Origin of the sequence: Vibrio sp. CK2-1, assembly GCF_021726515.1 — a bacterium.
Taxonomy (GTDB): domain Bacteria; phylum Pseudomonadota; class Gammaproteobacteria; order Enterobacterales; family Vibrionaceae; genus Vibrio.
Map to the genome: position 1 here is coordinate 535,613 of NZ_JAKKCJ010000001.1, position 22,624 is coordinate 558,236.

Genomic DNA, 22,624 nt, shown 5'->3' on the forward strand with positions numbered 1-22,624 from the left:
AAGAAGGCAGGTAGGATAAAAATGAACGATAAATATGAAATCCCTAAAGTAGGTTTGGGTTTGTGGAAGATTGAGAAAGACCAATGTGCACAAACAGTCTATGACGCAATAAAAATTGGTTATCGATTGTTGGATAGTGCGTGTGACTATGGGAACGAAAAGGAAGTTGGTCTGGGGATTAGATCTGCTATTCAAGATGGACTAGTCAAGCGTGAGGAGCTTTGGGTAACGTCAAAGCTTTGGAATACTTATCACAAACCTGAGCATGTTCGTCTAGCTCTCGAACGCACACTTGAAGATCTAGGTTTGGATTACCTTGACTCTTATCTCGTTCATTTTCCTATCGCTCAACCATATGTACCATTTGAGACTCGTTACCCTCCGGAATGGATTTTTGATCCTCAAGCGGATGAGCCGAAGATGATGATAGAACCTGTTCCTTTATTTGAAACTTGGCAGGCAATGGAAGATCTTGTTAAGGCCGGATTAGTTAAACATATTGGAGTGTGTAATTACAATTCAGGGTTGTTACATGACCTTATGGCTTACGCAAAAATCAAGCCGAGTGAATTACAAATTGAGTCTCACCCATATCTAACACAAGAGCGATTAATTAAGCTTGCTAAAAATTATGGCGTTTCAGTTACAACCTTTTCGCCACTTGGTGCATTGTCTTATCTAGAGCTAAATATGGCTGATCAATTGGAGTCTGTATTGGAGCAAGAAGTGGTGCGTGGCGCAGCTAAAAACCATAACAAAACTCCTGCTCAAGTGGTTTTGCGTTGGGGGGTTCAGCGTGGCTGCACCATCATTCCAAAGAGCTCTAAGGTGGAGCGCTTGAAGGAGAATCTTTCAATATTCGATTTTGAATTAACTGAAAGTGAAATGACGTCAATATCAGCATTGAATATTAACCGCAGATTTAATGATCCTGGGGACTTTTGTGAAGCCGCATTTAACCATTTCACACCAATTTACGATTAAGGGATAAACATGAGCATGTTAAACAAAATGTCACCAGCATTCGAATTTAAAGTAAGTAATTTCCCAACGGTTATTGAAAATGATGGCTCTGTTAAGACCTTGGCAGAAGCTAAGTTGTGGGTAGAAGAGAATCGTGAGCACTTAGAAGCAGAATTAAAATGTACAGGGGCTCTTTTATTTCGAGGTTTCCCAGTTATTGATGCTGAAAGCTACGATGCCTTCTTTGCTTCATTTGGTTATGACAATTTTACTTACAAAGAGTCATTATCGAATGCGGTTCGTATCAACTTTACGGAGTTTGTTTTTACGGCAAATGAAGGGCCTAAAGAACTCCCAATTCACCTACATAATGAAATGGCACAAACACCAATTTACCCTAACCGGATTTCATTATTTTGTGAAAGTCCAGCTGAACAGGGGGGAGCAACGGTTTTGTGTCGTTCAGATATGATTTACAACGAACTTATTCAAATTGAACCTGAGCTTACAAATAAGTTGGAGGAAGTTGGGGTTAAGTACACAACCACAATGCCTGGTGGTGATTGTGCGGAATCAGCTCAAGGCCGCAGTTGGTTGAGCACGTTGAGTGTTGATAATGAACAGCAAGCGGAAGTTAAATTGAAAGAGTTAGGTTATTCTTGGGTGTGGAAAGAAAACGGTGATTTACTAGCTCAAACGGCTGCACTTCCTGGTATAAAAACAATTTCTGATGGTCGTAAGGTTTTCTTTAATCAAATTATCGCAGCATTTGAAGGTTGGGAAGGAGTAAAAGATAATCCGTCGAAAGCTCTTTGTTTTGGTGATGACACTGACATCCCTAAGTCATTTTTAGAAGTCATTTCTAAGATATCAGCGGATCTAACATTCGACCTTAATTGGCAGGCAGGAGATGTTGTGATAGTCGATAACAATCTTGCTATGCATGGTCGTCGCCCTTTCTCTGGTGATAAGAAACGCAAAGTAATGGTTGTTTTGGGTAAATAATCACTATTTTGACTTGATTGGGGAACTCGGTGGTTATTTGGTATACCGAGCAGAAAGTTAATCAATCGATCTCTCACTAAGTATTGGAGTAATAATAGGTTGTTTGACGTTATTGAGAATTAAACATTGAGCCACCGATTTTCTATTTTGATATGAATAGAGAATCGGTGGCTCTGTCGTTTTGGTTCACTGATATTTGAAGACGGTATTATGCTTCTAAAATCGCTTGTAATTCGGTTAACGAACTCACGGTGTAGTGTGGAGTAATGCCATCGGTTGCCATTGCGCCGTGTGGATTTAGCCAACAAGTCTCAATCCCGAAATTGATGCCGCCAAGAATATCTGAATGCAAGTTATCACCGACCATCAGCACTTTAGATTTACATGGATTACCCGCGCGCTGTAGAGCATGTTCAAAGATGATGCTATCCGGTTTTGCCATGCCGACTTCTTCTGAAATGATCACTTGATCTATGTAGCTATCCATTCCAGTACGAGCCAGTCGAATCGCTTGTAAATCGGTAAAGCCATTAGTAATGATGCCAACTTTGGCTTTGCCCGTAATCGCTTCCATTAACTCTTTGGCACCGGGTAAAACAGAACAAATATCAGCCATGGCTTCTAAAAATGCAGAGTTCAGTTCCGCTGGCGTGGTGTTTAGTCGCTGCGCCCATGAATCAAAACGAGTGTGCTTGAGTTGGTCGGCCGTGATATCGCCATTTTGATAATCAACCCAAAGCGGCTTATTCACTTCTTGATAAGTGGCAAAATCTTGCGCTGTGAAGTCGACGCCTTTGCGAGAAAACATCAATTGCATGCCTTTGAATGCATCAAAATGGAAAAGGGTTTCGTCGGCGTCAAAGAAAATCCAGTCGTACTTCATGGTTGCTTCCTATGATATGAGATAAGTATTAAAAGGCAGGAATTTGAAACACTGCCTAGGAAATGAAAACAGTAAGAATGGTAACGTTTTAGATTAACTACTCGGCGTACCTTGATGGTGCGCGATATTACCTACTTCCAATAGCGGTGCTACATCAAGATCGGCTGCATTCATCATTTTTGAAATACGTTGTACCGATGAAAGCAGTAGCGATTGTTCCCATGAGTCGAGATTTTGGAAACGCTGAATAAAGTGATCTTGCAATGGTAGCGGCGCTTTTTCTAGCAGCTCTGCACCTTCTTCGGTTAAGTAGGCATGCACTTTACGCTTATCAAGCTGGCTGCGTTGGCGCTGAACTAAACCACGTTTTTCAATGCGATCAATAATGGTCGTCGCGGTCGCTTGGCTCATATTGGTGTTCATGGATAACTGACGGATCGTTACTTCACCTGAGTCACGAATTGAACGCATGAGGAGGAGTTGTGGCCCAGTTAAACCAAGCTCTTTATTGAGTTGTCGTGAGTGTAGATCGATCGCGCGAATAATTTGTCGAATGGCGATCAGAACTTCTTCGTGTTTATCCATGTTATTGCCCCTGTTTTGGAGAGCAGAAAATACATTATTTCCTTATGTGCGCAAAGGATTAATTACGTTTAAGTGGTGAATTGTTTATCTTACGAAAAAACGTGCTATTTAAGTGCTTTTTCCTTGCTCTACTGATTGCCTAAGAGAAAGCTGCCAAAGGTGGCAGCTTGATAGATTACCGTTGAGTCATGATTATTTAGCGGCGGCTTTTGCTTCGGCTACCCAAGCATCAAATTGCTTTTGGTGTGCTTTGATCCAGCCATTAGCATGCGCTTCAATATCTGCAGGCTTGTTTTGGCCTTTTTGCATCATTAGGTTTTCAGCACTGATATCGTTGATATTCAACTTCATAATAGCAAACAGTTTGGCGGCCGCTGGGTTCTCTTGTGCGAATTGCTTGTTAGCAATGATGTGCATAGAGTTCATTTGGAAGCCGTAGTTCTTACCGTTTGGTAGTGTGGTATCAATATCGCTACGGTCACCCGGTAGAGATGAATGAGGTACTTCTAGCCATACTACGTCTTTGCCCGGAACCAATACGCCACTTACCCAATAAGGTGTCCATGTGTAGTAAAGAATCGACTCACCGTTTTTGTAGCGAGAAATGGTATCAGCGATGATCGCCGCGTAGTTACCTTGGTTGTTATCGATAGTGCCTTCTAAACCAAAATCTTTCATTTGGTGAGCGACCACCTCTTCACAACCCCAACCCGGATTACAACCTGTTAGGTCAGCTTTACCATTACCGTTGGTATCAAACAACTTCGCCAGTTCTGGATCTTTTAACTGACCAATATTGGTGATGCCATATTTGTCGGCGGTCTTCTTATCAATCAAGTAACCTTGTGCTGCACCTGTGACATAAGTGCCTTCACGATAGAATTTATCATCGCCACCGGCTTGTTTGTATTTATCATCATGCAATGGTGCCCAGTTAACCGCTAGGTAGGTTGCATCGCCATTGGCAATTGAGGTGTAGCCTACGTTGTAATCCACTTCTTTAATCGGTTTTACATCGTAGCCAAGTTTTTCGAGTGCTTTATCAATGATCAGCGTTTGGAATGTTTCCTCTGCAACTGTCGATTGAATAGGTTGTACACTCACGCCTTCACCCGGTAGGGTTTCAGCATTGACGGCAAACGAAGTTGCAGAAGCCAGTAGGGTAGTCGTAAGTAAAGTTTTCATCCGTGTTGTTTTCATCATTTCTCCTGTTTTTTCTTTTTTACGCTTATTTGTGAACGCTGGAACATTCATTGCTCCAGCGGTGGAGCTGAACTTGAGTCGGGATTAAGAAGCCTTAATATCATCAGACTTGCTTGGTTTTCCTTTGGTTAATCGATACACCAGTGATGCTGGGCCAGTTTCATACCAGCGGGTTTTCTTATCGCGTGATGCGATGCCAATGGTTTGGGTTAGGCGGTCTAACAAGATGGCAAGGATCACAATCCCTAAACCACCAACTGCGGCAAGACCCATGTCTAATCGACCGATACCACGTAATACCATTTGACCTAAACCACCAACGGCAATCATTGATGCGATTACTACCATTGAAAGCGATAGCATTAAGGTTTGGTTCACACCCGCCATAATGGTCGGTGTCGCCAGTGGTAATTGAATTCGGTACAGCATTTGTTTCGGGCTAGCACCGAATGAGTGACCGGCTTCGATGAGCTCTTCGGGTACTTGTTGAATACCTAAAATAGTTAAACGCACGATTGGCGGTAGGGCGAAGATAATCGTCACCACTACGCCCGGTACGTTACCGATACCAAACAGCATTACGATTGGCACTAGGTACACAAAGGCTGGTGTGGTTTGCATTGCATCAAGTATCGGCCTAATGACTTTGGCTGCAGATTGACTACGGGCCAACCATATTCCCATGGGGAGGCCGATTAATAGGCAGAAAAAGACCGAGGTGAGAACCAGAGCCAATGTCACCATCGCCTCCGACCAAGCACCGATAAAACCAATAATGGCCAGCGATACTAACGTTGCAAATCCCATTTTTTTACCGGCAAGTTGCCAAGCGATTAGCACGAGTAACGCGATCATGATTAGCGATGGTGTTGAGACCAAGGCGGTTTGAAATGAGGTCAAAATGAAATCAATAGGCACTCGAATGGCTTGGAAGACAGGGCGACCATGCATAACTAGCCAGTTAAGACCACTTTCAACCCAATGATCGAATGGGATCACCGCATCTTTAAACGGGTGAGCCCAATCAATAGGTTGGTCTATTGGTTGAGTTGGCGCGTTACTCAGCCATGAGCTAGTACTTTCAGCAGAGCTAGCGGTTGACCAAGGATCACTTGATGTGGTTGAGGCAGCTGAAGCCCATGGATCAGCGGCTTGCGCTGCACTTACGGTTGTTTCAGTTGTCATAATAATTACTCTCTATCTAAAGTTTGAAGCAGACGGGTTTTGGTAATAACCCCGTGATATGTCCCGTCGTCATCGATTACAGGTACCGCATAAGGTACTTCAGCAACTTGGCTGATCAGTTCGCTAACTGGGGTATCAGCATGTAAAGAAAGGGTGCCTTCTAATAGCGCAGTGCTAAGAGGGCGTTTTTCTTTGTAGGCTGCTTTTAGAGAGTCTTGTGACACTATTCCTGAGTATTTATTGGCTTTATCAACCACCACACCATAATCGCGGTCATGATCCGATAGAATTTGCATTGCGGCTGCAGGGCCATCGGTCTCACCTTTTTTAAATACCGCGGCAGGTTTTTTACGTGCAATATCTTTGGCGGAATAAACATCAGCAACGTTTACACCACTAAAGAAAGATTCTACATAGTCATTGGCTGGGTTTTGCAGTATTTCATCGGGTGTCCCGACTTGTACCACCACGCCGTTTTGCATAATGGCAATACGATCACCAATACGCATTGCTTCATCTAAATCATGCGAGATAAAGACAATAGTGCGTCGGTCATCATTTTGTAGACGAATAAGCTCATCTTGCATTTCAGTACGGATAAGGGGATCGAGCGCTGAGAAGGCTTCATCCATTAATAGAATATCTGGGTCTGTCGCCAAAGCTCGAGCAAGGCCAACACGTTGCTTCATACCACCAGATAATTCATCAGGATAGGATTCACATTGGCTTTCTAAACCTACTCGTGCCAGTGCGTTACGTGCGGCATCATTACGTTTATCCAAATCAACGCCGGCAAGTTCTAAGCCAAAAGCCGCGTTTTCAATCACGCTCATGTGTGGCATTAGGGCGAAGTTTTGGAAAACCATACTGATATTATTGCGTCGTACATTACGTAATTCTTCATCCGAAATAACCGCAATGTCTTTACCGTTTAAATATACATGGCCACGAGTAGGCTCAATTAAACGGTTTAATAGTCGAACTAAGGTGGATTTACCTGAGCCAGAAAGGCCCATGATGACGAATATTTCTCCTTCATTAATCGAAAGTGAAACATCTTTTACCCCAACAGTGAGGCCAGTTTTTTCAAAAATTTCATCTTTATCTAAACCTTTATCGATGAGAGTAAAGGCTTCATCGGGTGTTTCGCCAAACACTTTATAGAGGTTTTTTACTTCTAATTTCGTTGTCATTATTTAGCATCCTTGGCTATTTTTTTGCAAAACTAATACACAAATGCTTTGCAAACTGTTTAGTACCCTAAACAATTTGTCATGAAATTGCAAAAGTTAGACAAAGCGCACAAGTTGATGTAATTAACAAAACTGTGATTATTGTCGGGTGTTTTGGGTTCAAGAAAGTTTTTACTGAATAAAGGTAAGTAGCTGAAGTTTAAGGTTATGAATGCAGAATGTTGAATTCAATATGCCCGATATTTATGGTATTGAAATTTCAAATGTTCAGGCTGAAATTATTTATGCAAAGTATGATTTAGATATTGAAAGGTGGGTATACTAATATTTTTATCAATCCGTTATTCTGTCATCAAACTATTTAAGCGAACGGATATTTTTTTTAAGCGAACGGATATTTTTTGAATTTTACAAGTTCGTTATTTTTAATTATTAATTAGGAGCAGTAGTAGCCATGGGAACAATTGATCGCCAACAAACCAATCAAAGAATGAGTAAAATTGTTGTGCATAACGAGACGGTTTATCTCTGTGGCCAAGTGGGTGTTGCAGGAACGAGTGTTGCTGAACAAACTGCAGAAGCATTACGCCGTGTTGAGACTTTATTACTTGAAGCAGGGTCGGATAAGCAGCATGTACTACAAACTATCGTTTGGCTTGCGGATATGGCTGATTTTCAAGAAATGAACGCCGTTTGGGATGAATTTTTTGAAGAAGGTTTTGCTCCAGCTCGTGCGTGCGGTGAAGCAAAATTGGCGCGTCCAGAATTAAAAGTGGAATTGATAGTCACAGCGGCATTAAAGAAAGATTAAACCTATCCTTCTTAACGAACTAGGTTATAAAAATAAAAACGCACGTCGATTTTGATATCGGCGTGCGTTTTGGTTTTATTTTGTCTTATCTATTCGGGCTTAAGCTTATAGAGTACAGACTTTTGTCCAGTCAGCGTTGTTACCCGGCTCTGATGATGTCCACCAGTTTGCTTGGTATACCACACCGTCGTTGATGACTTTGTCACCTTGGTTAGCGTGGCTTGGGTTACCTTGCCAGTCGGTTTGAGGGAAATCAGGGTAGGTAACCAGTCCTGCGCTATCACAAGTTCCGTCACCGTTGCCATTATCGCCACCACCAGTGCTTGATGAAATATCACCTAATGGCAGTTCTGGATGCTCAAACTTAAAGCCGTAGTCCACACCATTAATATTTACGGTGTAGTTGGCTGGGCCTGAAATTGGTAGGTAGTACACCATATCCAATTCATAGCTCTCACCTGCGGCTAAGCCTTCCCATGTTGGTAGAGTGAAGGCAACACGATGCATGTCGCCATCTAGACCACCGATGTTATCCGCACGAGTATGACCTGAGCTAATCACCGCTAAGCCACCACCAGATTGGTCTTTGGCATTATCTGGCGCAGAAGTTGGAATATCGAACTGGAATTCGGTTCCACCTGGCAGATCTTGACCAGTGTTGTTGGTGAAGGTGATTTTCGGATTGATAGGGTAGTTTTGGTCACCCACTTTAAATCCGCCAATGCTGACTGAAATATCGACGACTTGGTCAGGCATTGCTCCGGTTGCCACTTTGTTGCTATAAGGCGCTGCTGACTTAAACTCATCATAGATGGTCTTGGTCATAGTGTTACCCATGTGGTATTCACCGTTGCCAGATGCACACGCTTGTTCCGTTAGATCGACACTTGTACGGTTGCCATTTTCATCAAGGACATAACAGCTGTAGTCACCCGCCAGTTCCCAGAACATGATACCGCCAATACCTTGGTCGATAACATATTGCGCTTTGGTGGTGATGGACTCTTTATCTTCGGTTGATAGGAAGACTTGTTTCTCTGCGTTCCATAACCAAGGCGCAACCGCCACTTCATCGTAATGACGAGTATAAGTACCTGTGAGTACATCGGTTGGATCGTTTTGTGGATCTAAACCATAAGCATCAGCGTAAGAACCCCAAATGCCTTTCTCTAGGTTTTTCGCATGCCACATTGGGTTTGAGCCTGCGCCCATTTCGTTGCCTTTCGGATCAGTATCGTGCCACATGTTGTCGATACCAATTGCACCATGGCCACAGTTGTTTTTCTCGCCTTCACCAGTACCTTCTGAACATTCAGATTGGTTCGGTAGTGCAGCGCGACCCCATAGGCCGTTATCGCCACCGGTGACGCCTTGCCAACCACGGGTGTAATAAGGAACACCAATATTGATTCGGCCAGCTGGCATAGAACCACGGAAGTAATGGTAAGCCCAGTCAGTATTTAGGTAACCGATGCCACCGTAAGCGGCAGTTCCGTAAACATTCCATTGTGCAAGCTCAGAATCTTTACCTGTGTCGTATAGCGCGGCATTGTGACCAACGTGATCATTCCAAGCACCATGTAAGTCGTAAGTCATGATGTTGACGTAATCGAGATATTTCGTCACATCAAAGGTTTCCATACCACGTAGTAGGTAACCAGATGATGGTGCAGCAATGGTTAACATGTAGTAGTTATCGTCTGCTTCTGATGCGCGGTCGACTTTCTCACGTAACACTTTCATTAATACTTGGTATGAAGCCCACAAATGTTCACGACGTGGTTCCATGAAGTCTTTATCGTAAGGGTTACCCGCACCAGCCATTGAAGTCGGGTATTCGTAGTCAATATCTAAACCGTCAAATTTATACTTTCGCATTAATTCAACAGCAGAATCGGCAAATTTTTCAATTGCAGCATGGTTGATTGAGCCATCCGCATTGGTCGTCATGGTGTAGAAACCACCATCAGCAACACGTGAACCGTCATCGGCGAAGTGACCACCGGTTTCCGCCCAACCACCAATCGAGATTAAGGTTTTCACGCCATAACGTTCTTTATAAGTTGCTAATGCACCAAAGTGACCTTTAAAGCCTAGTGCTGGATCGACATCAACACCCGGCCAAGTTTTACCCACCGCGGCATTTTCAGGATCGTTAACGTCACCAATATTAACGTTACCGTCAGAACCAATGCTAACAAACGCGTAGTTAATGTGAGTTAATTGTTCCCAAGGAATATCTTTCACTAAGTAAGCCGCTTGATCGTTATCGCCCGAGCGCCAGCTAGTGAAGTAACCGATAACACGACGAGGGTGATCGGCACCCATTAACTCACGCCCTTCTTCATCGTAAGCATTACAGTAAGGCACATTCACGCCTTCGGTTTGATATAGGCCATCTGGGTGACAAGTTGCCGCAACGGGTTGATCGCTTGTCACTTGTAAGCTTGCCGCAGCAGAGTCTGTGGTTGCGCCTTCATTATCTGTCGCTTTAGCAAAAACAGAAACAGAGCCAGTTTGAGTCGTCGTGTAGTTAAGAGTGTATGGAGAAGATGCGACGGTTCCAACTAGGCTGCCACCAACATAAAAGTCGACTTTATCTACAGTGCCATCTGAGTCTGCGGCAGTGGCGGTTAATGTGACCACTTCACCTAAGGTTACGCTGCTGCTAGAAAGTGCGACAGACACACTTGGAGCTTGGTTAGCGTCAGTTTGAGAGGTTTGTACTTCAAGCGAGACTGTACTCTGAGTACTTTGCGCGCCTTCATTATCGTAAGCAATTGAACTAAAGGAGTGTGTACCGGCAACCGCTGTCCAAGTGGCTGAGAATGGCGCACTGGTTGATTGCCCAATCACGTCACCATCGACTAAGAAATCAACGCGAGCAATGGTGCCATCGCTATCGGTTGCATTGGCTGTTAATGTCACTTCATCACCTTCAGTGAGTGAAGTACTTGCGGTTGGAGAGGTAAGATCAACGGTTGGCGCTTCATTGTCTACAACGTCAGTGGTACAAGCATCAACCAGTGCCCAAGCACCCCATTCGCCAGCTTCTTTAGGGCTATTACCTTGTGTCCAATATTTTGCACTATAGGCATTATTATCTTGTTGTACTTGGTCACCACCATTGTAAACCGTGCCGGCATCCCAAGAGTCTAATGATCCGCAATCAACAGCGGCGTAGCTGTTAAACGCCATTAGGCATGAAGCGGCTAAAGCGCTTAGCCTAAAGGCATTTTTCCCTAAGCTATTTCGATTTATAGCCATAATAAATTATCCTTAACTTGTTGTTATAAAATTAAATTTTTCTAACTTTATTGAAGGTGAGAACTTTCATTCCCCTGCGAAACAACTGTAGGATAATTGACGTAATACACACTTAAATTTTGTGAGAATTCGATACCGACTCGAAAAATTCTCCAAATTCTATGCAACAAGACATTGAAAATTGCTTTTGAGGACATGTTTTGACTTATCCTGACATTTCTGTTTTTTGATATAAATCACGTTTAATCAATATGTTAAATGGTTTTTAGCTGGTGGCTGGCAATAAGCCTTGAGAGTATTGATGGCTGAAAATAAGAAATGGTTTTTATTTTATATATAAATCAATAGTTAATATGGTTTTCATATTCGAGATCTGAAAAGTAGCCTAGTTCAGTGATAGTTAATTTATAAATTGAAATATGTTGAGTGGAGGTATTTTTAAAAGTATTGAAGGTGAAATTATCGATAGGGTTGTTTGTTTTTTAATCGCTTGAGTTGTGTTTTTACTGTTTGGGTGAAAAGTGACCGCATTTTGGTGAGATGTTGTTATCGTGTTGTTATGTTCGGCTAATTTATCTTAAGTTCGTTAACTGTTGTTTTTTCTGTTTTTGTATTCACCTGATAGCTAAGATGGCAGCTTAGTATTTGCTTGATGGATTATGTTGATGTTTTATGTGATGAAGATCAATATCTTGCTGTGGTTTTTATCATCATTACATTGGGGTAAATACCGATTGTGAATGGTAAGTGATGAGAATCTATAGCTTTAATAAATAAATCGCATCGGTTGCACTTATGGCATAAATCTATACCCTTAGGCGGCTAAATTTCACTGCGCTTAGGTTTTATTCTCTTTATTAGAGTGAACCTGCTAGCAGTTAAAGATACGCTGCCTGTTTGGAAAGGATGACATCGGGTGTAAATACATCTTTGCAATGCAAAGCTCTTTAGAACTTTGTGGTTGTTTTGCAAAGAAAATTGGAGTCAGAATGTCTGATTTAACCAACTCGATAAAATCTCCCTCCGCAACTTATAATTCTGCAACTCAAGAACCTGTATCGACCTCAGACAAATTAGGTCTGAACAACCCTGTACTTTGGTATAGCGGTGGTTTTATTGCGCTTTTCGTTGTATTAGCGTTATTCGATGGTGAAATATTGTCTCACCTAGTGAATGTCGGTTTCGCTTGGTCGGTAAAAGTGTTTGGTCCATTTTGGCAAATTTTACTGCTTCTTACTTTTCTTATTGGTCTAGCACTTGCGATTGGACGTACTGGTCGAGTGGTGTTGGGCGGTATTGATACCCCGGAATTACCCAACTTTCGCTGGATGGCGATCTTGTTTTGTACGTTGCTGGCTGGTGGAGGTGTGTTTTGGGCGGCGGCTGAACCGATTGCTCACTTTGTGAGTGCGCCACCAATTTATGGTGCCACTGACGATGTTCAGCAACGTGCCATTAATGCACTTTCTCAAGCCTTTATGCACTGGGGATTTTTAGCTTGGGCGATTGTCGGCAGCTTAACGACGATAGTGGTCATGCACTTACATTATGATAAAGGTCTACCGCTTAAGCCAAGAATTTTGCTTTACCCTGTACTGGGTGAACGAGCATTAAAAGGTCACCTAGGTGCGTTGATTGACGCATGCTGCATTATTGCAGTGGCAGCAGGTACGATTGGGCCGATTGGCTTTCTGGGTCTGCAAATTAGCTATGCATTGAACTTGTTATTTGCTGTGCCTGATGGTTTTACCACTCAAATGATCATCGTTTTATTTGCGATTGTACTTTATACCTTGTCGGCTCTAAGCGGCTTGGATAAAGGCATGCAAATGTTAAGTCGCTATAACGTGATTTTAGCCGCCGCATTGATGTTTTATATTCTGATTTTTGGCCCAACTAACTTCATCTTCAATGGTTACATTCAAGGTGTGGGCACTATGATTGATAACTTCATCCCAATGGCGACCTATCGTGGTGATGAAGCTTGGCTCAGTGGCTGGACGGTTTTCTTCTGGGGCTGGTTCTTAGGTTATGGCCCGATGATGGCGATCTTTATCGCACGTATCTCTCGCGGCCGCTCTATCCGTGAACTGATTGGCACTATTAGCGTGATCGCGCCTTTAGCGACTTGTTTCTGGTTTACGATCATCGGTGGTAGTGGTTTAGCATTTGAAATTGCAAACCCAGGTAGTATCAGTGGGGCATTTGAAGGTTTTAATCTTCCGGGTGCACTATTTGCGATCACTCAACAATTCCCAATGCCAACTTTGGTTTCTATTTTGTTTATCGTTTTGACTACCGTGTTTATTATCACGACTGGCGATTCAATGACTTATACCATTAGCGTGGTGGTAAGTGGTGAAACGGAACCGAATGCCTTTATCCGTACCTTTTGGGGCGTGATGATGGGCGTGACTGCCTTGATTCTGATTTCTTTAGGCTCGGGCGGCATTTCTGCGTTGCAATCTTTCATTGTGATCACCGCAGTGCCAGTATCGTTTATTTTGTTACCATCTCTTTGGAACGCGCCACAAATTGCGATGAAGATGGCGAAACAGCAGGGTTTCTAAGAGCGTTCTTTCTCGAACAAAGCTTTTAGGAATAGTCTTCTAGTCGAAGTTGCTTTAAAAAGTAGATATTAAAAATGCTAGTCAGAGTGATTCTTTGACTGGCATTTTTGTCTCTATAGGCTTGATAGTTGTGGCTGAGCGAAAAAGTTAGCTTAACCCAGTAATCTCGCCGTTTTCATCGATATCAATATTCATGAAAGCAGGTTTGTCGGGTAGTCCCGGCATGGTCATCACATTACCGCATAGCGCGTAAATAAATCCCGCTCCGGCACATAATTTCAATTCACGAATTGGCACATCAAAGCCGGTTGGTGCGCCTTTGATATTGCCATCGGGTGTAATTGATAGTGGTGATTTTGCTAAACATACCGCTAATTGACCAAAGCCTTGTTGAGTGTATTGAGTGAGCTGCGCTTTAGCAGTTTCACTTAAGCTGAGACTACCCGCGCCATAACCTTTAAAGGCGACGGCTCGTAATTTATCTTCTAGGCTATCTTGTGCTGAGTAGAGTGGGGTGAAGGCTGAGTGAGAAGCTTGGCATTGTTTGATCACTTTTTCAGCTAGGTCTTGAGTACCCGCGCCACCTTTGGCAAAGCCTTCACTGATTGCCACCTCGACTTGATTAGGTAGGGCTTGTATCAGTTCAACCAATTGTTGCAGCTCTTCATCGCTATCTTGTGGAAAACGGTTAATGGCCACTACGGCTGGCACGCCATATTGGTTTACGTTATTAATATGCCACTGTAAGTTAGCAAAGCCAGCTTTAAGCGCATCTGAATTGGGCTCAATAATGTCCTTTGGAATGGCTTGCCCCGGGCGTAGGTTACATAGCCCAGAATTGGCTTTTAAACCACGTAATGTTGCTACGATCACGGCACAATCGGGCGCTTTACCTGAAGCTTGCGCTTTAATATTGCACGCTTTTTCAAATCCCATATCAGAGCCAAAACCGCCTTCGGTAATTGTATAATCGGCAAGTTTTGTAGCAATATTATCGGCAATGATTGAAGAGTTACCGTGGGCAATATTGGCAAAGGGACCTGCGTGGATTAAGGTCGGCACACCTTCTAGAGTTTGCATCAAGGTAGGCTCAACCGCTTCTTTTAAGGTTACGGCCATCGCGCCTGCTACTTGTAGATCTTCCGCTGTTACCGGCTGACCATCAAGATCATAAGCCAACACAATGTTTCCAATGCAGCGACGTAAATCGTGTAAATCTTGGCTCAGCGCTAAAATCGCCATTAATTCAGAAGCAGCAGAAATATCGAAACCATCTTGGCGCTCAAAGCCGTTAATGGTTTTGCCTGCTTCGTTTTGTCCTACCGTGATCATTCGCAACGCGCGATCATTATGATCCATCACTCGTTTCCAAACGATGCGCGAGCTGTCTATTCGCAATGCTTTCAGTTGAGTGCGCTGTTCAAAGTTTTCATAGCCTTGGCGCTGCTCATGGTAGATTCTGGCATCAATGGCTGCCGCTGCCAGATTATGTGCGGCCGTCACGGCATGAATATCACCGGTTAAATGCAGGTTTAACTCATCCATTGGAGCTACTTGAGAATAGCCACCGCCAGCCGCGCCACCTTTTACGCCAAACACAGGGCCCATTGATGGCTGACGAATACAAGCCATCACCGATTGCTGCAACTTTGCCAAACCTTGTGCTAAACCAAGCGTAGTCACGGTTTTACCTTCACCGAGCGGAGTTGGGGTGATTGCTGTGACTACTACAAGTTTACCATCTGGCTGTTCAGCTAATCGTTGCGTTGCTGCTAGCGATACTTTGGCCTTATACGTGCCATAGGTAGTAAATTCATGTGGTTGTAAGCCAGCTTGCAGAGCAATTTCACTAATCGGTTTAAGTGGAGTTTGTTGACAAATTTCGATATCAGACAGCATTGAAACCTCAGAAAACCAAACGCAGCGTTTGAATATTTGGTTGGTATGATTCGGTAAAACAAATAAAGAAAATTGGTAAATAAATAGAAAAGCATCAAAGTGCTATTATGAACTGCTTCCTAGTCGTTCAGCAATTAATATTGGGGGTTCTTAGTTTCCTAAACATATAGGAAACTAAAAGCCTAGGCTATCTAGTTTAGGCTAACTTTTTCACTCAACCCCAATAAATGCCTAACCGCTTCCATGTGTTGTGGGTATCCGTCAAACTCTTGCTGCTTTTCGGGTGTCATTTGGTATAAGTCATCCGGCAACTTCCAATATAAAATCGAGGTATACAGCATTTCGGCTAGAGGCTTATACACTTCTATTTCATAGGTCATCGCTAATTGTTCGTGTACGGCTTCGCGCTGATCTTGATTCTCTATAGGTTGCGAAAGTGCTTGAATGGCATCTTGATAAAGCTGGCTTTGTTGTAATTTTTCCATCACAGGCAGGTTGCTTTTTGCCTGTTCTGCAAGAGAAGCATGGATGAGATTGAGCCAGTTTTCTTGTGTAAGGTCGAAATCGGATACTTCATTAAATTGGTGCTTAATTTTCTTCTCAACGACTTTTTGAGACTGCTTTAACACCTTTCGCACCGCTTGGAATGGAAGTAAGTACTCACGTGCCAGCTCAACGATTAACTTATGAAATCCACCATTAGGTAGGTGAAGGTTAGCTTTAAAAGTGGCGATGGCTTGCTGTTGGGGCGTGAGAGTGAGCTCAGTCATGATGTTAGTCTTATCGGTAATATTTATCCGGCATTATGCCATGTTTATATTGTTGCGTTGCGATTAATGATGAGCACTGATGGAGTGATTTTATTTTATAGTGCTGTGGATTTATCTAATTTAACGATCTCTTTCACCAATCTAGTGCGTAATTTCAACGCTTTCATAAGCCTTCCGAGCAATATCACTTTTTTGGTGAATCGGTGGAATGTTTCGCACTATTATTGATCGTTTGTCTGCTTCTCATTTGTGCTGATACCTTTATTTGCTTGTAAAGTAAGGTGTTTATTTGTCTGGCACGCTCTTTGCTCTATTGATAATACCACCAATACCTAATTGGTTATTTATCAAGGAGTGATATCTATCATGCAAAACAAAACGCATAACAAATCCCTTAAAACCCGTCTTAAACTGTTGGCGGGTACTGCGGCAATTAGTGCCTGTGCCTTTACCGTACAAGCGGCCGATACAATTAAAGTCGGTGTTCTGCACTCGCTTTCTGGCACTATGGCGATCAGCGAAACCACTTTAAAAGATACTGTTTTAATGCTGATTGAAGAACAGAACAAGAAAGGCGGTGTACTAGGTAAGCAGCTTGAGCCAGTCGTGGTTGATCCAGCATCAAACTGGCCAATGTACGCTGAAAAAGCGCGTGAGCTAATTGAGAAAGACAAAGTAGCGGTCACGTTTGGTGGCTGGACTTCTGCTTCTCGTAAAGCCATGTTGCCGGTGTTTGAGCAAAACGACAGCATCTTGTTCTACCCAGTGCAATATGAAGGCCAAGAGTCTTCGAAAAACATCTTCTACACTGGCGCTGCGCCAAACCAGCAAGCGATTCCTGCGGTTGATTACCTAATTGATGAGCTTGGCGTACAACGCTTTGTCCTTGCCGGTACCGATTATGTTTACCCACGTACCACCAATAAAATCTTAGCGGCTTACCTTAAAAGCAAAGGTGTAGCGGATGCCGATGTGATGGTGAACTACACGCCATTTGGTCATTCTGATTGGCAGTCGATCGTTTCTAATATCAAGAAATTCGGTTCTGAAGGTAAGAAAACAGCGGTCGTTTCGACCATCAATGGTGATGCTAACGTTCCGTTTTATAAAGAGTTAGCGGCGCAAGGTATGTCTTCTGAAGATATTCCAGTGATTGCCTTCTCTGTTGGTGAAGAAGAGCTTTCTGGCATGGATACATCAGCATTAGTGGGTCACTTAGCGGCTTGGAACTACTTCATGAGTGTTGATTCTGAAGCGAACGATACCTTCATTGATACATGGCATAAGTACATTAAAGATGATTCTCGCGTAACGAACGATCCAATGGAAGCGACTTATATTGGTTTCAACTTATGGGTAAAAGCGGTTGAGAAAGCCGGTACTACTGATACGTCTAAAGTCAGCGATGCGATTGTGGGTCTGTCTGTTCCAAACTTAACGGGTGGTAATGCGACGATGCTAGCTAACCATCACATTACTAAACCAGTTGTGATTGGTGAGATCCAAGACGATGGTCAATTTGATGTGGTTTGGGAAACCGAACAAGAAGTAAAAGGCGATGCATGGTCTGATTTCCTACCAACTTCTGAGCACCTAGTGTCTGATTGGACGGCGCCAATTATGTGTGGCAGCTACAACACGCAAACGAAAGCATGTTTAGGTGGTGAAGCCAAATAAACCGATTAGCCTCATTGAGTTTTATACACTCAATGGGGCTTTTTTCGGTTCTTAGCGAGTTTTAGTTTTTCGCGGGTTTTAGTTCTTCACGGGTTAATAGAAAGAACCGTTTCAAAAATAACGGATATTTGACTGCCATGCTTTTGATTGTCAGGGATGAGACATAATGAAAATAAAACAATATCTACATAACCAATTACCGTCTCAAATATCATCATTCATCGGTTTTATGCTGATGCTGTATTTGAGCTTATTTAGTGCGCCTTCGCTTGCGCAAACTTCTTCTATTCAATCGCTTGCTGATGTGCAGGTGGCATTATTATCGAACAAAAGTTCGGTAAAACAAGACGCGATTGAGTGGTTATCACAATCTTCTGATGCAGAAGTCGCTAAGGCCGTATTAACGCCTTGGTTAGAAGGGAATTTATATTATCAAAAATCCGATGATGCTTTATTTGTTATCACGGATTTAGACGAAGGTAGGCAAGCTCATGGATTACTTTCTGAGCAAGTGGTGACTATCGAAGGCAAGCGTGATTTTGCAAAGGTAAGAACCAACAACTCACTGCGTTCTGATATTCGTGATGTATTGGCGCGTATTGATATTTCGTCGAGTAATGCGGATGTACGTTTGTCGGCGGTGAATAGTTTACTGGGTACCACAAGCCCCAAAACCATCGAAAAAATCACTCAACAGTTACAAGTAGAAAGCGATCGGGATGTTCGAAACAGTTTAGAGTTGGCATTAGCAATGCAGCAACTCAAAACCAGTACCAATGCGGCTGAACAAATTGATGCCATTGAAGTAATTAGTGAGTCTAAACAACAAGAGGTTTACGGCGCACTCTCTCAAGTGATTAATAGTGATGCTGATGAGAAAGTGATTGAAGCGGCGCAACTGGCGTTAAATCAGTATAAACAAACCCAAAGTTTTTACGGTGGCATGGAAACCGTCTTCTTTGGTTTAAGTTTAGGCTCTGTGTTAGTACTGGCGGGGATTGGTCTTGCGATCACCTTTGGTGTAATGGGTGTGATCAATATGGCGCATGGTGAGTTGATCATGATCGGCGCTTATACCACTTATGTGATTCAACAATTAATGCCGAATAATATTGGGGCCGCGTTGCTTCTTTCTATTCCAGCGGCTTTTGCTGTATCAGGGTTAGTGGGTATCGCGATTGAACGTACGGTTATTCGTCGTTTGTATGGTCGTCCGCTTGAAACACTTCTTGCTACTTTTGGTATCAGCCTTATTTTACAACAAGCGGTTCGCAGTATTTTCTCTCCTTTAAACCGCTCAGTCAGCACACCAGATTGGATGGCCGGCGCGTTAGAACTCAACCCTATGTTATCTCTGACCTATAACCGCCTATACATCATCATTTTTTGCTTCATGGTTTTTCTTGGCTTAGTCGCCATTCTCAAAAAAACACCGCTAGGTTTACAGGTGCGTGCAGTGTCGCAAAACCGAGCTATGGCACGTTCTATGGGAGTTCGCTCGGAACGTGTTGATGCTATGACCTTTGGTTTAGGCTCCGGTATTGCTGGCGTTGCTGGTGTAGCCTTATCTCAGTTAACCAACGTAGGTCCAAACATGGGACAAAACTACATTATCGACTCCTTTATGGTGGTGGTCTTTGGTGGGGTCGGCAACTTGTGGGGCACACTAGTGGCAGGGTTAAGTTTAGGTCTATTCAATAAGATCTTAGAGCCTTGGGCTGGCGCGGTTCTCGCCAAAATCTTAGTTCTGGTTTTCATTATTTTATTTATTCAAAAGCGCCCGAAAGGTTTGTTCCCTCAACGTGGCCGCGCGGCAGAATAAGGAGGCGTTATGACGAGTGTAGTAGCAACTAATTCAATGAGTAGTACGTCGAACTTTGCAAGCCGTCGTTCTTTTATCGCCTCAGATACAGGCGGAAAAATCACGATTGTATTTTTATTGGCTCTGGCGATTGTGGTGCCATTTTTAAACCTAGTGGTACCTGAAAGTAACCCCTTTCATGTGAGCTCATTTACCGTGACTCAAATGGGTAAATATCTGTCTTATGCGTTGGTGGCGTTGGCGGTTGATCTTATCTGGGGCTATTTAGGCATTTTAAGTTTAGGGCATGGTGCTTTCTTTGCGTTAGGCGGTTATGCGATGGGGATGTACCTGACTCGTGAAATTGGCGACCGCGGCGTTTACGGTAACCCATTATTACCAGATTTTATGGTATCGCTTAACTGGCAAGAACTGCCTTGGTTTTGGCAAGGTTTTGATAACTTTGCTTTTGCCGCAATGATGATCATGTTAGTGCCGGGCGTATTGGCATTTGTGTTTGGTTATCTGGCGTTCCGCTCCCGTGTTTCCGGTGTTTACCTTTCTATTATGACTCAAGCACTGACCTACGCGTTAATGCTGGCATTCTCACGTAATGAAATGGGTTTTGGCGGCAGTAGTGGTTTGACGGGCTTTAAAGATGTACTTGGTTTTAGCCTAGAGCAAGACACTACCAAAGTAGGTTTGTTAGTGACCACGATTGCTGCGCTGATCATCGGGTATTTGATTTGTCGTTTAGTGGTGGCAAGCCGTTTAGGTCGAGTAGCCATGGCGATTCGTGATGCAGAATTACGTACTCGTTTCACTGGCTATGATGTCGATAGCATTAAGCTGTGGGTGTTTGTGCTTTCTGCTGTACTAGCCGGCATTGCTGGTGCGTTATACGTGACGCAAGCTGGTAGTACGAGTGCGGCTCAGTTTGCGCCAATTAACTCAATTGAAATTGTAGTTTGGGTTGCTTTAGGCGGTCGAGCCACCTTGTTTGGCGCAATTGTAGGGGCATTAATTATTAACTACGCCAAGAGTTGGTTTACCGTCGAATTCCCAGAGGTTTGGTTATTTGCATTAGGGGGAATTTTTGTTCTTGCCACCATGTATTTACCAAAAGGCGTGATGGGCGCTTTATCAGAAAAATGGGCAAAAAAATCGAGCCAACAAGATGAATCATCGACACAGGAGAGCCGCTCATGAGCGCATTAGAATCAGTCGTCACACCAATCAGAAAAGTGGGCGAAGGCTTTGAGAAGTTTACTCGTCGAGATGAAGTGTTCGATTTTCTTAAACCAGTTAATCATCCATTGATTGATACTCGCCACAACATCATGCTGTACATGGAAGGCGTATCGGTTTCTTTCGATGGTTTTAAAGCGATTAACGACTTAAATCTGTATATCAAACAAGGAGAGTTGCGATGCATCATCGGGCCAAACGGCGCAGGAAAAACCACCATGATGGACATCATTACGGGCAAGACTCGTCCGGATCAGGGCAAGGTGTGGTTAGGTTCAAAGACCAACTTGTTGAGTATGTCCGAAGCGGAAATCGCCAACGCGGGTGTGGGGCGTAAATTTCAGCAGCCTACGGTATTTGAAAGCTTAACGGTGTGGAATAATTTGGAACTGGCGATGACCGGCACTCGTTCGGTTTGGTCAACTTTTACCGCTAAATTAACGGGCGAGCAAAGTGATGAGATCGACGGTGTTTTATCTTTGATTGGTCTTGAGCAATGTCGAAACCTGTTAGCTGGTGTGCTTTCTCACGGTCAAAAACAATGGCTAGAAATCGGCATGTTATTGATGCAAAAACCAAAGCTTTTGTTAGTGGATGAACCGGTTACTGGCATGACTCATCAAGAAATGGATCGCACTGCGGAATTATTGAAATCTCTGGCTGGCAAGCATTCAGTAGTCGTGGTTGAGCATGATATGGAATTTGTACGCTCGATTGCCGATCAAGTCACCGTGCTGCATCAAGGCCATGTGTTGGCGGAAGGCAATATGGATCAAATCCAGTCGCATCCAGAAGTAAAACGCGTCTACTTGGGAGAATAAGGATGTTAAAAGTACAAGGCGTAAACCAATTCTACGGCGAAAGTCATATCTTGTGGGATCTCGATGTTGAGGTAGAAAAAGGCAAATGTACTGTGTTGATGGGGCGTAATGGGGTAGGCAAAACCACATTGCTGAAGTGCATTATGGGGTTAAATCCGATCAAAAGCGGCGATATCGTGTTTAAAGGTGAAAGCATTAAGAAAGCTTCAACCGAGCAACGCCCTCATCTAGGCATCGGCTATGTTCCACAAGGCCGACAAATTTTCCCGATGCTAACGGTGCAAGAAAACTTAGAAATCGGCTTGCCTATCCGTAAGCGTGGCGATCGCAAGATCCCTGATTTTATTTTCGAATTGTTCCCAGTATTAAAAGAAATGCTGCATCGCCGCGGTGGTGATTTATCCGGTGGTCAACAACAGCAATTATCGATTGGCCGAGCATTAGTCGTCGAGCCGGATTTATTAATTTTGGATGAACCAACCGAAGGCATTCAACCGAATATCGTTCAAGAGATTGGCGATATTATTAAACTACTCAATGATAAGCATGGTTTAACGGTATTGCTGGTGGAACAAAAACTGCCATTTGCTCGTAAAGTCGGTCATAACTTTTGTTTGCTTGACCGAGGTAAAGCGGTCGCTAAAGGGCAAATGGAAGCCTTAAATGAGCAGTTAATTAAGGAGCATTTGACGGTGTAGAGGTGCTGTTAATTTTCTTATTGGCAATATGAAGATTGACGTCTA

The 22,624-nt window shown here is 43.3% G+C and carries 17 protein-coding genes; 9 read left to right on the forward strand and 8 right to left on the reverse strand.

Features of this window, described 5'->3' with window-relative positions; translation table 11 throughout:
- Window positions 1-21: 21 nt before the first annotated feature.
- Both L3V25_RS02305 and L3V25_RS02310 read left to right on the forward strand, forming a co-directional pair.
- Window positions 22-984 (forward strand): aldo/keto reductase, encoded by a 963-nt coding sequence (locus L3V25_RS02305; RefSeq protein ID WP_237293884.1) that lies wholly within the window; start codon window positions 22-24, stop codon window positions 982-984.
- A gap of 9 nt (window positions 985-993) precedes the next feature.
- Complete coding sequence (locus tag L3V25_RS02310; protein ID WP_237293885.1) at window positions 994-1,968, forward strand: TauD/TfdA family dioxygenase; 975 nt, start codon at window positions 994-996, stop codon at window positions 1,966-1,968.
- 208 nt (window positions 1,969-2,176) lie between these two features.
- Here the strand turns inward: L3V25_RS02310 and yjjG are convergent, their stop codons facing one another.
- From yjjG to proV, 5 genes are all read right to left on the reverse strand, one after another.
- Complete coding sequence (gene yjjG, locus L3V25_RS02315; protein WP_237293886.1) at window positions 2,177-2,851, reverse strand: pyrimidine 5'-nucleotidase; 675 nt, start codon at window positions 2,849-2,851, stop codon at window positions 2,177-2,179.
- A 93-nt stretch (window positions 2,852-2,944) separates the two neighbouring features.
- Window positions 2,945-3,436: a MarR family transcriptional regulator gene (locus L3V25_RS02320; protein WP_089123859.1), complete on the reverse strand. Its 492-nt coding sequence runs from the start codon at window positions 3,434-3,436 to the stop codon at window positions 2,945-2,947.
- A 192-nt stretch (window positions 3,437-3,628) separates the two neighbouring features.
- A complete protein-coding gene (gene proX, locus L3V25_RS02325; protein ID WP_237293887.1) occupies window positions 3,629-4,621 on the reverse strand; it encodes a glycine betaine/L-proline ABC transporter substrate-binding protein ProX in 993 nt (330 codons plus the stop codon).
- A gap of 102 nt (window positions 4,622-4,723) precedes the next feature.
- A complete protein-coding gene (gene proW / locus L3V25_RS02330; RefSeq protein ID WP_237293888.1) occupies window positions 4,724-5,824 on the reverse strand; it encodes a glycine betaine/L-proline ABC transporter permease ProW in 1,101 nt (366 codons plus the stop codon).
- 5 nt (window positions 5,825-5,829) lie between these two features.
- Window positions 5,830-7,017: a glycine betaine/L-proline ABC transporter ATP-binding protein ProV gene (proV, locus tag L3V25_RS02335; protein WP_237293889.1), complete on the reverse strand. Its 1,188-nt coding sequence runs from the start codon at window positions 7,015-7,017 to the stop codon at window positions 5,830-5,832.
- 454 nt (window positions 7,018-7,471) lie between these two features.
- Here proV and L3V25_RS02340 point away from each other — a divergent pair, with 454 nt between their 5' ends.
- Window positions 7,472-7,828, forward strand: a complete 357-nt coding sequence (locus L3V25_RS02340) for a RidA family protein (RefSeq protein WP_237293890.1) — start codon at window positions 7,472-7,474, stop codon at window positions 7,826-7,828.
- A gap of 105 nt (window positions 7,829-7,933) precedes the next feature.
- On the opposite strand, the gene L3V25_RS02345 is transcribed toward L3V25_RS02340, so the two are convergent.
- A complete protein-coding gene (locus L3V25_RS02345; protein WP_237293891.1) occupies window positions 7,934-11,095 on the reverse strand; it encodes a glycosyl hydrolase family 18 protein in 3,162 nt (1,053 codons plus the stop codon).
- A gap of 989 nt (window positions 11,096-12,084) precedes the next feature.
- Between L3V25_RS02345 and L3V25_RS02350 the strand changes: the two genes are divergently transcribed.
- Window positions 12,085-13,665, forward strand: coding sequence for a BCCT family transporter (locus tag L3V25_RS02350; protein WP_237293892.1), 1,581 nt, complete (start codon window positions 12,085-12,087; stop codon window positions 13,663-13,665).
- Between the two features lie 147 nt (window positions 13,666-13,812).
- Here the strand turns inward: L3V25_RS02350 and L3V25_RS02355 are convergent, their stop codons facing one another.
- Together L3V25_RS02355 and L3V25_RS02360 are read right to left on the reverse strand one after the other, a co-directional pair.
- Window positions 13,813-15,564 carry a formate--tetrahydrofolate ligase gene (locus L3V25_RS02355; protein WP_237293893.1) on the reverse strand — a complete coding sequence of 584 codons (1,752 nt, stop codon included), beginning with the start codon at window positions 15,562-15,564 and terminating at the stop codon, window positions 13,813-13,815.
- A 191-nt stretch (window positions 15,565-15,755) separates the two neighbouring features.
- Window positions 15,756-16,334, reverse strand: coding sequence for a hypothetical protein (locus L3V25_RS02360; protein WP_237293894.1), 579 nt, complete (start codon window positions 16,332-16,334; stop codon window positions 15,756-15,758).
- 366 nt (window positions 16,335-16,700) lie between these two features.
- Here L3V25_RS02360 and urtA point away from each other — a divergent pair, with 366 nt between their 5' ends.
- The 5 genes from urtA to urtE all read left to right on the forward strand — a co-directional run bounded on the left by urtA (window position 16,701) and on the right by urtE (window position 22,579).
- Entirely contained in the window at window positions 16,701-18,011 is a 1,311-nt protein-coding gene (gene urtA, locus L3V25_RS02365) for an urea ABC transporter substrate-binding protein (RefSeq protein WP_237293895.1), read from the forward strand.
- A 166-nt stretch (window positions 18,012-18,177) separates the two neighbouring features.
- On the forward strand, window positions 18,178-19,833 hold the full coding sequence (urtB, locus tag L3V25_RS02370; RefSeq protein WP_237293896.1) for an urea ABC transporter permease subunit UrtB: 1,656 nt from the start codon (window positions 18,178-18,180) through the stop codon (window positions 19,831-19,833).
- Window positions 19,834-19,869: 36 nt separating this feature from the next.
- Window positions 19,870-21,021, forward strand: a complete 1,152-nt coding sequence (urtC, locus tag L3V25_RS02375; protein WP_237294331.1) for an urea ABC transporter permease subunit UrtC — start codon at window positions 19,870-19,872, stop codon at window positions 21,019-21,021.
- On the forward strand, window positions 21,018-21,881 hold the full coding sequence (gene urtD / locus L3V25_RS02380; protein ID WP_237293897.1) for an urea ABC transporter ATP-binding protein UrtD: 864 nt from the start codon (window positions 21,018-21,020) through the stop codon (window positions 21,879-21,881). Before urtC ends, urtD begins: the two co-directional genes overlap by 4 nt.
- Window positions 21,882-21,883: 2 nt before the next feature.
- Window positions 21,884-22,579: an urea ABC transporter ATP-binding subunit UrtE gene (gene urtE / locus L3V25_RS02385; RefSeq protein ID WP_237293898.1), complete on the forward strand. Its 696-nt coding sequence runs from the start codon at window positions 21,884-21,886 to the stop codon at window positions 22,577-22,579.
- Window positions 22,580-22,624 lie beyond the last annotated feature (45 nt).

Excerpts from the sequence above, each read along its gene's own strand:
- L3V25_RS02305 (WP_237293884.1), top strand. The coding sequence starts at position 22 with ATGAACGATAAATATGAAATCCCTAAAGTAGGTTTGGGTTTGTGGAAG.
- L3V25_RS02310 (WP_237293885.1), top strand. The coding sequence starts at position 994 with ATGAGCATGTTAAACAAAATGTCACCAGCATTCGAATTTAAAGTAAGT.
- yjjG (WP_237293886.1), bottom strand. The coding sequence starts at position 2,851 with ATGAAGTACGACTGGATTTTCTTTGACGCCGACGAAACCCTTTTCCAT.
- L3V25_RS02320 (WP_089123859.1), bottom strand. The coding sequence starts at position 3,436 with ATGGATAAACACGAAGAAGTTCTGATCGCCATTCGACAAATTATTCGC.
- proX (WP_237293887.1), bottom strand. The coding sequence starts at position 4,621 with ATGAAAACTTTACTTACGACTACCCTACTGGCTTCTGCAACTTCGTTT.
- proW (WP_237293888.1), bottom strand. The coding sequence starts at position 5,824 with ATGACAACTGAAACAACCGTAAGTGCAGCGCAAGCCGCTGATCCATGG.
- proV (WP_237293889.1), bottom strand. The coding sequence starts at position 7,017 with ATGACAACGAAATTAGAAGTAAAAAACCTCTATAAAGTGTTTGGCGAA.
- L3V25_RS02340 (WP_237293890.1), top strand. The coding sequence starts at position 7,472 with ATGGGAACAATTGATCGCCAACAAACCAATCAAAGAATGAGTAAAATT.
- L3V25_RS02345 (WP_237293891.1), bottom strand. The coding sequence starts at position 11,095 with ATGGCTATAAATCGAAATAGCTTAGGGAAAAATGCCTTTAGGCTAAGC.
- L3V25_RS02350 (WP_237293892.1), top strand. The coding sequence starts at position 12,085 with ATGTCTGATTTAACCAACTCGATAAAATCTCCCTCCGCAACTTATAAT.
- L3V25_RS02355 (WP_237293893.1), bottom strand. The coding sequence starts at position 15,564 with ATGCTGTCTGATATCGAAATTTGTCAACAAACTCCACTTAAACCGATT.
- L3V25_RS02360 (WP_237293894.1), bottom strand. The coding sequence starts at position 16,334 with ATGACTGAGCTCACTCTCACGCCCCAACAGCAAGCCATCGCCACTTTT.
- urtA (WP_237293895.1), top strand. The coding sequence starts at position 16,701 with ATGCAAAACAAAACGCATAACAAATCCCTTAAAACCCGTCTTAAACTG.
- urtB (WP_237293896.1), top strand. The coding sequence starts at position 18,178 with ATGAAAATAAAACAATATCTACATAACCAATTACCGTCTCAAATATCA.
- urtC (WP_237294331.1), top strand. The coding sequence starts at position 19,870 with ATGAGTAGTACGTCGAACTTTGCAAGCCGTCGTTCTTTTATCGCCTCA.
- urtD (WP_237293897.1), top strand. The coding sequence starts at position 21,018 with ATGAGCGCATTAGAATCAGTCGTCACACCAATCAGAAAAGTGGGCGAA.
- urtE (WP_237293898.1), top strand. The coding sequence starts at position 21,884 with ATGTTAAAAGTACAAGGCGTAAACCAATTCTACGGCGAAAGTCATATC.